This window comes from Thiofractor thiocamini (assembly GCF_055384375.1).
Genome location: NZ_AP042389.1, coordinates 1,324,180 through 1,339,356, shown reverse-complemented (window position 1 = coordinate 1,339,356; position 15,177 = coordinate 1,324,180). Strand labels below are relative to the sequence as shown.

At 30.9% G+C, this 15,177-nt stretch carries 13 protein-coding genes; 10 read left to right on the top strand and 3 right to left on the bottom strand.

Features of this window, described 5'->3' with window-relative positions; all coding sequences use genetic code 11:
* Nucleotides 1–7: 7 nt before the first annotated feature.
* The 8 genes from ACZ47B_RS06710 to ACZ47B_RS06675 all read left to right on the top strand — a co-directional run bounded on the left by ACZ47B_RS06710 (nucleotide 8) and on the right by ACZ47B_RS06675 (nucleotide 10,552).
* Nucleotides 8–1,297, top strand: coding sequence for a hypothetical protein (locus tag ACZ47B_RS06710; RefSeq protein ID WP_464893768.1), 1,290 nt, complete (start codon nucleotides 8–10; stop codon nucleotides 1,295–1,297).
* Nucleotides 1,284–2,432: a hypothetical protein gene (locus tag ACZ47B_RS06705; protein ID WP_464893767.1), complete on the top strand. Its 1,149-nt coding sequence runs from the start codon at nucleotides 1,284–1,286 to the stop codon at nucleotides 2,430–2,432. The genes ACZ47B_RS06710 and ACZ47B_RS06705 overlap by 14 nt, the downstream gene beginning before the upstream one ends.
* A complete protein-coding gene (locus tag ACZ47B_RS06700) occupies nucleotides 2,422–4,875 on the top strand; it encodes a hypothetical protein (RefSeq protein ID WP_464893766.1) in 2,454 nt (817 codons plus the stop codon). Before ACZ47B_RS06705 ends, ACZ47B_RS06700 begins: the two co-directional genes overlap by 11 nt.
* A gap of 94 nt (nucleotides 4,876–4,969) precedes the next feature.
* On the top strand, nucleotides 4,970–5,812 hold the full coding sequence (locus ACZ47B_RS06695) for an IS982 family transposase (protein WP_464893765.1): 843 nt from the start codon (nucleotides 4,970–4,972) through the stop codon (nucleotides 5,810–5,812).
* Nucleotides 5,813–5,908: 96 nt separating this feature from the next.
* A complete protein-coding gene (locus ACZ47B_RS06690) occupies nucleotides 5,909–7,150 on the top strand; it encodes an ATP-binding protein (protein WP_464893764.1) in 1,242 nt (413 codons plus the stop codon).
* A 296-nt stretch (nucleotides 7,151–7,446) separates the two neighbouring features.
* On the top strand, nucleotides 7,447–8,844 hold the full coding sequence (locus ACZ47B_RS06685; protein ID WP_464893763.1) for a DUF4139 domain-containing protein: 1,398 nt from the start codon (nucleotides 7,447–7,449) through the stop codon (nucleotides 8,842–8,844).
* Nucleotides 8,844–9,608 carry a hypothetical protein gene (locus ACZ47B_RS06680; RefSeq protein WP_464893762.1) on the top strand — a complete coding sequence of 255 codons (765 nt, stop codon included), beginning with the start codon at nucleotides 8,844–8,846 and terminating at the stop codon, nucleotides 9,606–9,608. The genes ACZ47B_RS06685 and ACZ47B_RS06680 overlap by 1 nt, the downstream gene beginning before the upstream one ends.
* Before the next feature lie 11 nt (nucleotides 9,609–9,619).
* The gene (locus tag ACZ47B_RS06675) at nucleotides 9,620–10,552 is read left to right on the top strand and encodes an ankyrin repeat domain-containing protein (protein WP_464893761.1); all 933 of its coding nucleotides are present in this window, start codon (nucleotides 9,620–9,622) and stop codon (nucleotides 10,550–10,552) included.
* A gap of 9 nt (nucleotides 10,553–10,561) precedes the next feature.
* Here ACZ47B_RS06675 and ACZ47B_RS06670 read toward each other — a convergent pair whose 3' ends face one another.
* Nucleotides 10,562–10,747: a hypothetical protein gene (locus ACZ47B_RS06670; RefSeq protein ID WP_464893760.1), complete on the bottom strand. Its 186-nt coding sequence runs from the start codon at nucleotides 10,745–10,747 to the stop codon at nucleotides 10,562–10,564.
* A gap of 49 nt (nucleotides 10,748–10,796) precedes the next feature.
* Nucleotides 10,797–11,540: a pyrroline-5-carboxylate reductase gene (gene proC, locus ACZ47B_RS06665; RefSeq protein WP_464893759.1), complete on the bottom strand. Its 744-nt coding sequence runs from the start codon at nucleotides 11,538–11,540 to the stop codon at nucleotides 10,797–10,799.
* A gap of 75 nt (nucleotides 11,541–11,615) precedes the next feature.
* Between proC and luxS the strand changes: the two genes are divergently transcribed.
* Entirely contained in the window at nucleotides 11,616–12,119 is a 504-nt protein-coding gene (gene luxS, locus ACZ47B_RS06660; RefSeq protein WP_464893758.1) for an S-ribosylhomocysteine lyase, read from the top strand.
* A gap of 16 nt (nucleotides 12,120–12,135) precedes the next feature.
* Here the strand turns inward: luxS and ciaB are convergent, their stop codons facing one another.
* Nucleotides 12,136–13,974 (bottom strand): invasion protein CiaB, encoded by a 1,839-nt coding sequence (gene ciaB / locus ACZ47B_RS06655; RefSeq protein WP_464893757.1) that lies wholly within the window; start codon nucleotides 13,972–13,974, stop codon nucleotides 12,136–12,138.
* 77 nt (nucleotides 13,975–14,051) lie between these two features.
* Here ciaB and ACZ47B_RS06650 point away from each other — a divergent pair, with 77 nt between their 5' ends.
* Entirely contained in the window at nucleotides 14,052–15,173 is a 1,122-nt protein-coding gene (locus tag ACZ47B_RS06650; RefSeq protein ID WP_464893756.1) for a hypothetical protein, read from the top strand.
* The last annotated feature ends 4 nt before the right edge of the window (nucleotides 15,174–15,177 follow it).

Below are 15,177 nucleotides of genomic sequence, written 5' to 3'. Positions count from 1 at the left end.
GAAACTTATGTCTGATTTAAAGTTAAAAATATTATCTAAACGTGAAGAAATCAACAATGGAAATACAAATACTTGTTATATATGCGAGGGAACATTGGAAGATTATGTTAAATCCATTCCAGATAGATATAAAGAATATGATATCCAAAGAGGAATAATAAAAAATAATGTCTATTTAGATAAGCTCACAAAAACTATTTTAGAAGATAAATTTATTCCGTCAATTGTGCTAGTTGCAAATTCGGATAATGACATGACTATAGAGAATAATGAAATTACAATAAGAAATCAATCTTATAAAATTTTAGATGGGCTACAAAGAAGCTATAGAATCAAACAAATATATCAAGCACATGCTTTATATATTAAAATTATAGATGATGAAAAGAAAGACTATATAGAAGGCTTAACAAAATATAAAATTTCACGGAATTTCAAAGAGGAAATTGATAACTATAATACCGATTTATCTTTCCTATGGTCAATTATAGAGTTCTACAGAAATAATAATATAAACAGAACCATATTTAATGAATTTATTCAATGGTTTGAAGTTTGGGTTGGATTAAATAAAAATGAACAGATAAATAAAATGCTTGTACTCAATGCAGGTCATAAATCTATGGATTTGAAACATCAATTAGAGTTATTATTTTTAAATGTTGTTCCTGAACGATATTTAGGAGAATTTATACGCTCAAAAGATATTAGTTCTGCATATTTTTACAAAAAGAAAAAAAAAGGTGATTTGCATTTAACACATTTTATTTCTGCATTAATTGCATTTGATAAAGCTGCACCAATTTTAGTAAACCAACAATATTTACAAGAAATCCATGAAAATCCAGATATTGAATTAGAAGAAGTGAAGAAATATTTTATGGAAAACAACTTAAACTTATTTATTGATTTTTTGAAAAATATAGATGAGCTGATTGATAATAAATATGGAAAAACTGGACTCGAATGGATTGGCAGAGAATCTGTTCTTATTGGTCTTTTTGCTGCTATTGGTAAGTACTTTGAAAAAAATTATGATAATGATATACAAAAATTAGAAGAATGCTTAAACACAATTGAAAATATATTTGAAGAGAAAATAGATAGACTTAATATAGAAGCTTTTAATAGTGCAAAAACTAGTGTAAATATTGCGAAAGTAAATATTGGTGATTTATTTAAGTATTCAACTTATTATTACTTCTGCCAAATGTTTATTCATGAGAATACTAATTTAGAATGGAAAATTATTTTTACACAAAAAACAAAAAGTGAGATTAAAAATGAGTGTAATTGAAGAACTTCAGACTAAAATTGATACTTATTTAGATACTCAAGATGAAGATATTCAAAATGCTTTTGATAATATTGAGACAATAAAATACCAAATAGAAGCCAAAGTATATTTTGCCAAAAAATTACTAGACAAAGAACTAGAGATAGATGACGAGGACTGTGAATATAAATACTTATCAAAACCAAACTGTGATTTACAAGTTGATACAAACTCAAAAATATTCTACAAAAATAAACCTTTCTTTTTCATCAATAAAAATTTATTTAACATTTTAGCTTTTGAAGATGAAGAAAATATTTTCTTAACACACCTCATGATTGCATTAAATCAAAAATGGGATGAAATTAATGATGGTGATGATTTTTGGTTTTTTATACCTGACTGTGTAATTCAAGAAGACAATTTAAAGGATTTTTTTCAATTCATATTATTGACAAATGGATATACATTTCATCAACCCATAGAGACTAGTGAAAATCAGTTTATTGACACTTCTATTAAATCTATTTTAGATTGTACAAAAAACTTCAACCAATATCAGGAAAGTGCATATATTCTCAGTGAATATAATTATACAAAAGATATTTTATTAAAATATCTACTTTTATATCACATTATTGAAAATTTTATGTATAGAAGACCAATTGCCGAAATGGCAAACTCGCAGCTAACAATAAGAGATTTTAAAAATTTGTATAAAAAAGTTAATGATTCAGAAGAACAAACATTGAAAGAATTACTCAAAAAAATCAGACATGAGCACATTATAAATACTACTTCAATTGAAGATTATTTTGCAAATAATTTGCAAGAATGCAAAGAATCATTAACTAGTACAACTAATATAAATAATATTTTTACATCTATGGGATTACCACATATTGAGGGAATAAATTATAATAATGCATCCAAATTAATTTATATATTTAGAAATTCTATTATACACAATAAAGAAACAGAGTTTCATATCACACATACGACACTAAATAGCTTTAATGATTTAGTAAAATTTTTTGAAGATTTTCTTTTACCTACACTCGAGAATATTATCTATTATTTAATATTCAAAAATGGTTCAATAATAGATTATCCAAAAAATCACCTACTACTATATGGAGAAGACTGTGAAACATGAAGACCTATTTTTAAAACTCTACCAAGCTCAAAATGAAACAGAACTACAAACGGTAATAGACTCAAATCCTCTTTTCCAAGACCAATCAAATTGGTATCCTCTTGGAGGCAATGAAAACAACTTTGCAACTATTGAAAACCAACAAGCTTCTGCCATCGGAGCTTTGATAGAAAAGTTCACGAACTCTATCGATGCAACATTGATGAAAAAATGTTATGAACAAGGAATTGATCCACGATCGCCTGATGCACCTAAGACTATGCAAGAAGCCATAGAAAAATTTTATGGAGAGAAATACCAATGGCTATCAAGTAATTTTATCAAAGAGCAAGCACTTAATATTCAAGTTATTGCAGATGGCACCACTAGAAAAGAAGGAATGAGAGCACGGGGTGGTAAAATTCCTTATGATACCTCTCTAACTATTTATGATGATGGAGAGGGGCAACATCCTGAAAATTTTGAAGATACTTTTTTATCTATCGGCAAAGGAAATAAAAATGATATTTTATTTGTTCAGGGAAAATATAATATGGGTGGAACGGGTGCTATAGTCTTTTGTGGTAAAAACCGTTATCAACTTATTGCTTCAAAACGATATGATGGAAGTGGTAAGTTTGGATTTACACTTATCAGAAAACACCCTTTTAGCGAAGAGGATAAAAGAACTAAGAAAAACACTTGGTATGAATATCTAAAAATAGATGGAAAAATACCATCATTTGATATTGATACTTTATATTTAGGGTTACATGAAAAAGAGTTTGAAACAGGATCAATAATTAAGCTATACTCCTATGATCTTCCAGAGGGTGCTAGATCTGTTATCTCAAAGGATTTAAAGGATAGAGTAGATGAATATCTATTTGAGCCGGCACTACCTATTTTAATGGTAGATAAGAAAGAGAGATACCCCGATGATCGTAATCTTCAAAGAGTCTCTTTTGGACTCAAGCGAAGACTAGAGAAAGAAGAGAGTAAATATATTGAAGACTACTTCACATTAGAGCATAATAGCTCTAAAGTTGGAGATATGAAAGTCACTTCCTATGTATTTAAAACAAAAGTTGGCGATAAAAATATCAAAGAGTCAAGAACTACCATACGAAACGAGTTTTTTAGAAGTAAAATGTATGTGGTGTTTACAATGAACGGGCAAGTTCAAGGACATTTGACCTCTGAATTTATTACTAGATCTCTGAAATTTCCATTACTAAAAGATCATCTTCTCATACATGTTGATTGCACTAATATGGAATATGACTTTAGAAGTCAACTTTTTATGGCAAGTAGAGATAGATTAAAAGAAGGCGAAGAGTATCGATATCTTAGAGATTTATTAACAAAAGAGTTGAAAAGTAGTAAATTAGAAACTATACATAAGGCAAGAAAAGATTCTATATCGGTTGATAGTGCAGATACGAATGATCTTATTCGGTCTTTTACTAAAAATCTTCCTCTTAATAATGATCTTCTAAAGCTTCTCAATAATACTTTTGATATTGAACGAGAAGAGGAAAAAAAGAAAAAGAAAAAAGAATATCGTAAAAAAGATGATAGAGCAAAAGAAGAGGAAAAGTTTGAACCTCAAAGATTTCCATCTTTTTTTAAATATAAACATACTAAAAAAGGAGCTAATGCAGTTAGCATTCAAAAAGGGAAAAGTAAAACTCTTGAGTTTGAGACTGATGTTGAAAATCACTATTTTGACAGAGATGAAGAGCCGGGTGAATTAAAAATCTCATTGGTGGATGTGGGAGACAATGAAACAGAAGGGGGAACACAAAAAGGTACACCCAAAGATATTAGTGAAGTATTTGATGTATCAAAAACAAGCCCGGAAGATGGTAAAATCAAAGTAACTCTTCAACCGACAGATAAATTGGATATTGGAGATGAGGTACAAATCAAAATTGACCTTACTTCTCATAGTGGTAATTTTGAGGAAATTTTACTCATCGAAATTGATCGACCACAAAAAGATCAATCTCAAAAAGAGAAACAAGAAGAACCTGAAAAGATAGGATTACCAGAATTGGTATTAGTAGCTCAAAATCCGACTGAAAATAATATAGTTTCATGGGAAAAACTAAGTGAAGTTACTGATATGGATTATGAGAATATAATGTATATTCTTGTAGAAGGGGAAAAATTAGAGAAAATTTATATTAATCTTGATAGTACAGTTTTAAAGAATCATAAATCTAAACTGAATAGTAGTGAGCTTAAGGAAAAAGCAGAAAAAGAATATATAGCCAAAGTCTATTTTCATACATTATTTTTATATTCTATTAATAAAAATAGTAAATATCGTATTTTAAAAGGAGAAGATAAAGAAGAATTGGATATCAATGAATATCTACAAAGTATCTTCAAACATCAATATACTTCTTTTTTGATAAATTTCAATATGAATGAATTGATAGATAATATAGAGTTTTAAAATTAATATCATATTATACTAACCCAAATTGCTAGTCCCCAATTTGGATTAATTTTTGCTTAAAAACTCCATAAAAACCCTCGGGAGGTATTTTATGGAGCATAGAATTATAGCAATATTTTGCTTAATTGATGAATTTTTAAAAGAAATCGGATATAAAGATGATAAAAGGGCTTATATTTCAAGTAGTGAAGTGTTACTAATAGGTTACTTAGCAGTAAGTGACTTTAATGGAAATTACTATAAAGCTCATCAATATATTATGGATATGAAATTGGTAAAAAAGATAGAGTATTCAAGATTTATAAGAAGAGTTAAAAAGTTAGAAAAAGAGGTAGAGAGATTGTTTGTATTTTTAGGTAAACTTTTTATAAAATTAAACTCTTTAAATATTTACTCCATAGACTCTTTTCCTGTAGAGTTATGCAATATAACAAGAGAAAAAAGAGCAAGACTATGGAGTGATATAAAATTTAAAGGTTATAATGCTTCAAAGAAAAGATATTTTTATGGATTTAAAGTTCATATGGTAGTAAGCAATCATAAAGAGCCTGTATCTTTATATATTTCAGAGGGTTCAATGCATGATACAACAGCTTCATATAGTATATTATCTTCCCTACCGGATAAAGCAACGGCAATAGGGGATAAGGGATATGTATCAAGTAAATTAGAAAAGTTTTTATCAACTATTGGTGTAAACTTATCTCCGATATATAGACAAAATATGAAATATGATAATGATTATTTTATAAAAAGAAAAATCAGAAAAGGGGTTGAAACTGCCTTTTCTGTTATAACTTCTAAATTTGGAAAGGTTATGAAAGCTACTTCTATTGGTGGCTTTTTAGTTAAGTTAAAACTATTTATTACTGCTTATAGTATAGATATGTTTTTAAAGTTGGATGAAAGTAAACAGAAGTTGGCTTTTAACTAGCAATTTGGGTTATACTATATCCATCTTATAATTTATAAATAATTAAACTAAAACATAATATAATCGTTTAGTATATTAAACTATTAGGATAAAGTATTGAAAAGTTTACTGAATGTTCTTTTTGAGATTTCTAATTATAAGTTAAATAGTATAAAGTATGATTATCAAAGGTTTTTGATAAAAGATATAGTAAATAGTAATTCCAAATTTAGTGGGATTTACGGCTCTCGCGGAGTTGGTAAAACTACTTTGATGTTGCAAATCGCTAAAAGTTTAAATTTTAAGAGTGATGAATTGCTTTATATATCTTGTGATCATCCTTTGCTATCAACTGTGTCAATCTTTGAAATAGTTCAAGAGTTTTATAAATATGGCGGAAAGTGTATCTTGATCGATGAAGTACATGAAGCTAAAAATTTTGAACAAGAGTTAAAAAGTATCTATGATTTTTTTGATATAAGAGTGCTTTTTTCCGGCTCAAGTGCGATAAAGCTGACTAATGCCTCTTTTGTTAGAAGATACTCTATGTTTCATTTGTCTATACTCTCTTTTAGGGAATTTTTAGAGTTATATTTGGGTATTGAGCTTAAAAGTTATGATTTGAAAGAGATATTGACAAATCATACAAATATAGCAAATGAAATTATCACGAGTTTGAAAAATGAAAGGATTTTAAAATATTTTAGTATTTACTTAAAAGTCGGAGCTTATCCGTTTTATTTTGAAAACAAAGAGAGATTTGCTCAAATGCTACTTGATACGATAGATACTATCTTGTATAAAGATTTAAGTTCTATTTACAATCTCTCGGGTGAAAAGATAGTGGCATTGAAAAAGTTATTGGTTAGTATTTGTGTATCGGAGCCTTTTGAGCTAAGTATCGAAAAATTATCTAAAAAAGTTGGTATCTCAAAAGTTACACTTTATAAATACATTGAGTATTTACATAAGGCAGAGTTGTTAAGACATGTAGTTTATGAAGCAAAAAGATTTAAAAATTTGCAAAAACCAGATAAATTATACCTATCTAATCCAACCATTTTCAATAGTTTATGTATAGAGCCAAAGGCAGACAGTATAAGAGAGAGCTTTTTTGCCTCTATGATTAGTTTTAAACATAGTATTTACTATCAAAATAGAGGTGATTTTTTGGTAGATGAAAAGTATATCTTCTCAATTGTCCTCACTTCATTGCGGAATTCCGCTTCGCTACATGGCGGTAAAAATAAAAGTTTCAAGCAGATCAAAGATATAGAAAACAGCTTTGTGGTGTCTGACGATACAGAGATAGGCTTTGGTAACAAAATCCCGCTTTGGTTGTTTGGATTTTTGTATTGATCACTTTTTTGGAGATTTTGTTAGAGATATAATAAAAAAAGTAACTACTACTATAGCTACTACAACAATACTTATCAATTTAAACATCTATTTTATCCTAATTTTTTAAAAAATATTGTATCATAAATAATTGGTGCTGACCGAATAAGACTTTTACACTCATTCTCAAAATTGCATCCTGCAATTTCTCCGAGGCTAAAATTTGGATTTGCATCCTTGCAAATCCTTTTAAATTTTAGAACCGTTAGAAAGTCTTATTCGGTCAGCGCCAAACAATCTTGATACGAAGGAAAAATATGAAAATCTTTATATCTACAATACTCTTAACATTTGAACTGTTTGCAAATGTCACTTTCACCGGGGAGGCAAAGCAAAGAAGTATCACGATATACAACAACGATATAGCGTTTGTGCAGGAAAAGAAGGAATTTTCACTTGTAAAAAGCGGTGAAAACTATATAGTTTATGAGGGTGTGCCAAACTCCATCATAAAAGATAGCATTGTTCCTGATTTTTCACAAAAAAAGACTTTTCTCTTTTCTCAAACTTTTGAGGAAAACAGAGTCGATATGCAAAAGTTGATATCTTATTATAAAAAAAATGATATGTCCGTTGAATTTTTCAAGCCTACAGACAAAGTAGACCGTAGAGTCTTGTCAAAAGGCTATCTTCTCTCAAATACAGCCGGTTTTATCACTGTTAAAGGTATTGATGACAAGATATATCCCATAACATATAAAGATATCATATTTCCAACTCTTCCAAAGGAATTATCTCTTACAAAACCCAGTCTTAAATGGAGGGTGAAAGGTGTCAAGGGAAGACAAGATATCAAACTCTCATATCTTGCAAGAGGTATAAACTGGAGTGCAAATTATACCCTGAGTCTTGATAAAAAAGCCAATCTTGACGGATGGATAACCATAAACAACCATAGCGGTATTTCATATAAAAAGGTAAAGATATATGTTATAGCCGGAAGCGTACATATGACTAGAAGAGGCCGTCCTACAATGATGCTGAAAAGTTCCATGCCGGTAGTGAGTGATAAAATGGCCGTGACCAATGAATCTTTCGGGGGTTATCATCTTTATAAGATACCATTCAAAGAAGATATAGAACAAGGCTCAAAACAGATACGTTTTATATCAAAACAAAATGTAAAGTATGACGAGTATGCTAGTTTGGATTTTAACATGCCGTTATACCCCTTAAGGAGAGTACAAAAATATAGCTTCTCTCATATCATACATATGAAAAACTCTAAATCTTCAAATCTTGGCATCCCTCTTCCAAAAGGGAAAATACGTGTTTTTAAAAAAGACAAGGGTTTGCAAGATCACTTTACAGGAGAGAGCACAATATCTCATACACCTACCAAAAGTGATATATATCTTAATATCGGAAAATTTTTCGATATAAAAGCCAAGATAAGACAATTATCTTTTAAAACGACAAAAGATAGAAGATATATATACTCTAAAGTAAATCTAAAAGTATCAAATGAGGATACAAAACCAAGAATTATAAAGATAAAACTGTTTTACAATCCGTACGGCAATTACTCTGTAAAAAGTGGTTGTGACGGTATTTGTCATGAGAAAAAAACTAAAAGTGGATATGGTTTGTATGAGATGAAGTTAAAAGCTCATGAAAGTTATGATTTTGATATAACATATGAATTAAACAATTGATGAGATATCTGTTTATAATTTTATTGACTCTTTTTTTGACAGGATGCGTATCCAAAAGTGATAATTTTGTAAGTACTGTTTTTCAAACGAGCGGTGCTACACATATGAGAGAGTATGAAAAAGAACTTGATAATTTTTTGATAAAGCTGGGTATAAAACTCGTAAAAAGAAATAGAGAAATTTTTAGCAAAGATATACTCTTTTATATAAAAAACGATATCAAAAATCACTCCGATACAATCAATCTACCTCTTATAGAGCATAAAGAAACCAAAGAATTCAAAGAGTATATAAAGGTGGCATTTTCTCCTAAAAAGATAAAAAACAGAGGTGATTATCTGCTTGTTGGACTTTATAAAATGTTTTACTGGAGCTTTGATGGAGATAGTTATCACAAGTTAAGTGCTTTACAGTATGACGGAAAAAAACTGCAACTTGCCTATGAAATTTTACAAGCGGTGAAATGGAAGATAAAAGTCGCAAGAGATAAAAAGGGGGATTATCTCTATCTTACATGGCAAAATAATTGGCAGGTAGAACTCGATAAAAAACTAAGAGGCGGCAACAAACTATCTTTAAGACTTTTAAAAAACTTAACATATATCAAAAATAAAAAAGAGAGTTTACTCTCCCCATCCAATCTCTCTTTTGAGACACTTTTTGGTAGAATGCTTTTTGTGTATGAAAATGCTTTGAAGACTGTAGGGGTAGAGCCGAAAAATCTAGGAGCGGATGCTCTAAGAAGTATCTTTTTAATGCTGTAATAGGAGGTTTCATGATGAGGATTATTTTGGTAAGTTTGATGATGTTGAGCATGGTTTTTGCTTCAAATAAGCATATATTTAGTTACCTTGACAGTTGCAAAAAGTCAAATTTCAATGCGTTAAAAGTTATACTAAAAACCAAGCCCAAACTTGATATATATGATAAAGACGGAGATACACCTCTAACAAAAATAGCTAAAAATTTACCAAATTGCTACTACAATCAAGACTTGGCAAAAATCATCATAGATAGCTCAAATATCATAGACTTGCCAAACAAAGTGGGAGATACACCCTTGATATCATCTTTGAGAAAAGATAAGGATATATACTTTTCAAAATTTCTTATAAGCGAAGGAGCGGATATAAACAAGCCTTCAAAAAAAGATAGAAAAACTCCTTTGATGATAGCGGCAAAAAATGCAAATGCTGAAATGGTAAGAGCACTTAGTGAAAGATTTGCCAAAAGAGGAGCAAGGGACAAAAGTGGCAAGAGTGCATTTGACTATGCCATAGCAAGCGGTGATGAAGAAATAGTGCAGAAAGTATATGCCGATAAAAGAGGTAAATTTGCTTTTTTAGATAGTAAAGGCAAAGCATTGTTTATAAATCTTGCAAAAAAAGGATTTCATGTAAAAGATAAGGTGCTTGATAGTAAAAAGATACTTTTTTTATATACCGATAAAAAAATTTATGATAAATTATGTACTATGATAAAAAAAGATATAGAGTATCTTGTTGTGATAAATTATGATGAAAAGATAAGTGATTATAAAAGATGCAGGTCAAATATAAAAATTTTAAAATTCAACAAAGAATTTTACGAATTGCTTCTAAAAGCCCTTAGATGGAGAACCCCACCTATGTTTTTACTAAGGGATAAAAAAGGAGATATCATCAAATCAGGAATTGATGAAAAATCTCTTTTTAAAATAAACCGGTAAAGTACCGGTTTATTTGCCTGTTAGTTTTTCAACTTCCTCTTTTGTTTTTACAACTTCCCCGCTACCGTGAATCACTTGTGGTATGCAAGAAGTGCACACATAAACATCCTCACCTCTACATACTGATTTTAGATAAACTCTGTTATCATTTTCATTTGATTCGCTCAAGCACACATGACATATTACTTTTTCCATAATCCTCTCCTTTTTTGTAAAAATAAGAAAAAATTATATCAAAAAAAGCTTAATTTAAATTTTGGGTTTTATCATAGCATGCTTGCATAGCTTTTATAAAGGCATCTCTTACTTTTCCCTCTTCAAGCTTTGCCGCTCCGGCAGCTGTGGTGCCTCCCGGTGAAGTTACTTTGTCTTTTAGCAAAGCAGGGTGTTCCTCTTTTAAGAGTTCAGCCGTACCTTCAAGCATATATGCGGCATATTTGTAGCTTATATCTCTTGACAAACCAAGTTTTACGGCACCGTCACTTAAAGCTTCCGCTACCAATGCTATCCAAGCCGGAGCGGAGCCTCCGATACCGGTAGCTATATCAAGCTCTTTTTCACTTTTTAGCCAAAAGCATTTGCCGATACTGCTTAGGATTTGTAAAGATATATCTTTCAACTCTTCATCGCCACATACCGATATAACCGCTTTTTGTTTGAGTGCTGCGATATTTGGCATGGCTCTTACGTAGCTTGTTGCCAAGATTTTCTCTTTCAATTTTTTTAGAGGAGTTCCAGCAAGTATGGATATGACCCCTCTTGCTTTTCCTTTGGTTTCAAGCTTGTTCAGTGCTTGTGGTTTTACGGCAAGTATGACGATATATCCATCGATATCAGGTATGGAATTTATAATTTTCAAGTTTGGATATAGTTTTTTCAATTCTTCAACTCTTGGCTGATAACTCTCTACGACGGTTATGTCATACTCTTTCAATCCTCCAAGCATAGCTCCACCCATATTGCCTGCACCTATCAGTAACAATTTCATTTAAATCCTTCATTAAACTCAAATTTTATAGATATTATACTATAATGTTGATAAAAAATAATGGAGGGTAGTTTTATGCCGATGTTAGATAGTTTTATGGTTGACCATACAAAGATGCCGGCCCCCGCGGTGAGAGTGGCAAAACATATGAAAACACCTTGTGGTGATACCATAACGGTTTTTGACCTTAGATTTTGCAGACCAAATAAAGAGATAATGTCGCCTGAGGGAACTCATACTCTTGAGCATCTTTTTGCAGGTTTTATAAGGGATCACTTAAACAGTGACGATGTGGAGATCATAGATGTATCACCCATGGGATGCAGAACAGGTTTTTATATGAGCGTCATAGGAAGCCCTGATGAGCAAAGAGTAGCCAAAGCATGGGAAGAATCCATGAAAGATGTACTAAACGTCAAAAGCCAGGATGATATCCCGGAGTTAAACATATATCAATGCGGTAGCTCTTTTATGCACTCACTTGATGATGCCAAAGAGATAGCAAATGGAGTACTTGAAAAAGGTATAGGTGTTATGAGTAATGAAGAGTTGAAGCTTGATGAGAGCTTAATAAAGTAAATACTTAAAGAGGTGGTTATGCCACCTCTCTTCCGATTTTTTTATACATATTCCAATAATACTTCACAAAAGATTTCACTTTTTCATCCACAGGTAAAAAATACCCGTCCTCTTTTTTTGCAAATCTTTGTAAAAACTCTGTAGCATCTTTCTTGGCAAGATAATGCTTCGCCAAGTCATTATATGTCTCTTTGTAGAGTAAAACACTGTTTTCGTATGCTTTGTCACTAAAATCCATATATACTTTACCATTGAAGTCTAAAACCCCGCTTCTAAATAGTATATCAAGATGTATCAATCCTTCACAATAGTACGGCTCAACTTCTCCCGTTTGCATCCAAGCTATAAGAGATATGGCTCTTTTTGTAACATCTTTTAAAATATAACTTTTTAACTCCTCTTTTTCATTGTAAAAAAAGCTTACAAGCCCACCGGTAGTTGCTTTAAACTCTTCGATATTTTTAAAATTACCTGTTTTGTTCATAAGTGTTTCACTTGTATCATCCATCCAAAGTATGTGACCAAATTCATGCCCTATGGTCGTTATATCATAAATCCTGTGCCAAATGTCTGGTTTGTTAAAAAGCAGATCTTTTTGCTCTTTTATAAAATCATCCCCAAAAACGATCTGAGTTATCTTCAAAACGGGTTTTGCCTTTTGGGCTTCAAGTATGCTGTCGCTAAAAGCAAAGATTTTCTTACCGTACTCGGAACTTACTTTTTCATCGTTTGGGACGACTTGAGCCGAAAACAGACCGCAAAATTCAGCTCCATAGTAAAGCATGGGTTTTCCTATATAAAGTTGGACTTTATCCAGATTTTTCAGTGTGGAGGTTTTTATATATATTTGATTTGATGAACCGAAAGTATCAAAAAGTTTTAAAAAAGTATCTTTAACTTTTTCTTTTGTATCGCTTTCTTTGGTCTCTTTTGGATTTGCTATCCTTACATCCCACTCTAAAGCTACAGCTTTTCTGTAGTGATCTTCATAGTATTCAAGAGGATGACCTACTTGAAGAGGTGAAGTTATCTGCATCCAAGCTCTATCCACATCAGCCCATCTTTTTATGAGTTTTGATGTATCAGTTTCATTTAAAGCTTCTATAATGGCGTTGAAGTAGTTGATATGTTCATCTTTCAGTCCGTAGATTTCATCTTCGAGGATCGATAGTTTCAAGACAAGTGTTTTTAGAGTATTGGTAACATTTTCAACCTCTTTTGGAAAAGCTTCTTTATAGCTTACAGATTGGAAAATACCGTCTTTTTTGACTAAAACAGAGTAAGACCTATCTGCTACTTTACCGTCTTCATCTTTATCAAATAGATCTTTTTCATTTAACATTTGAAAAATTTTTTCTTCATCACCTTCAAAGAGCCTGTAAAGTTCTCTGTTTACACCGGTGATGATATGAGAAGTCCACAAAGACTGCCATTTGGTAAAAGCGATACCGGCTTCATGGACTCCGCGTAGAATCGTCCTGTAAAATGGAGTCAAAAGCTTTAAAGAGTCTATTTTATACAAAAGTTTTTCATGAAGTTTCAGGTGAAAATCACTTGCCCATAGATAAGCTTTTTCCTTTGCGACATCCATTTCTTCTTGGCTGATACCCGTTTTTTGTAACTCTTGGATTAAAGACTCATCCCTTAAGGATACTAGTCTGTTTATAGCACTTAGTCTTGTCTCTTTATTGATTGGGAGATTGATATCTTTTAAGAAATTATCCACGATCTCTCTTTTGTCCATTGTATCATCTTCGAGTATTTTATAAAAACCGTTTAGTTCATTTTGATTTTCCTGTAACAGCAGGTATATTTTTTCCAAGTCTTTTGAAAAAAGTTCTTTGAATTTTGTCATATCTTTTCTCTCTCCATTAAAGTTTAAAGCGAATTATACTATAATATATCTTTTAAAAATTATTTGACAGGTTTTCTATGGAAAGATACAAAGCTATCAATACTTATCTCAATGCAGCTGTTGTAGAGTCTAACTTGCAAAAAGCAAAAGATGAAGATAAGCCTTTGAGTGTTGTGCTGTTCAAATACAATGTTGATCTTGACAACGCTTTTTTCTTCAAGTCTCTAATGAGTGAGATTTATGCACTGTTTTCATATGCAAGTATCTTTTATAATGACAAAGATAGTTTTTTGGTAGTTTTACAAAATAAAAAGCTTCATGAAAGCATAACGATATTTAAAAAAATCCAGCACAGACTTTTAAGTGAATATGACTTGAGGATTGATAGAGTCGGTATCACCGAAATGTCCAAAGATGATACACTCGAAACTCTTCTTAAAAGAGTTGGCAGATATCTTGTGATTTCCAAAAGATTACCTATAGGCAAGATCATATACGGAACAAGTTCGTTTGATTTTTATAATGATAAAAAAAGGGAAGATACTCTAAAAAGTATCATAGAAAACAGTGCGGATGTAATGCTATACAACCTCTACAAGGGGATTCCCATAAAAGAAGAAGCTTCTATAGTAGAGTTTGACGGTAGCAGAATGTGCCTTCAAACTTCATATGAAGAGCTGTTGTATCTAAAACAAAATGAAGAGTTTTTATATATACAACATAAAGACTTTCCATATATCATTAAAGGCTATATATACAAGTATGATTTCAACAATGAAACAGTATGTATCAAAAATCTTGAATTTCAAGATATATCCGTAGTGGATAGATCAAGTATAAGAATTACACCTCCAAAAAATATAAGAGTTATGATAGAGTATCAAAACAGCATCGTTTGTGATGGTATGATCAAGTCCATATCTACGGATTCTCTTGTGGTGAAAGTCGATAAAAGCAGACTAAAAAAGATACTTATGCTAAAAAACAGCGAATTTATACTAAAATTCAGACTTTTTGCAAAAAACAGTATAGCCATAGACAATATATCTCTAAGAGCAACCGTTTTTAGTGTGTCAGGTGATGATATGGTCTTTTTGATAAAGCCAAACAGTTTTATAAAAATGAAAATTTCAAATTATGTCAAATCCATTCAGGATGAAATCATAAAAAATTTAAAAAAACAGATAACAGTACAATAAAAGG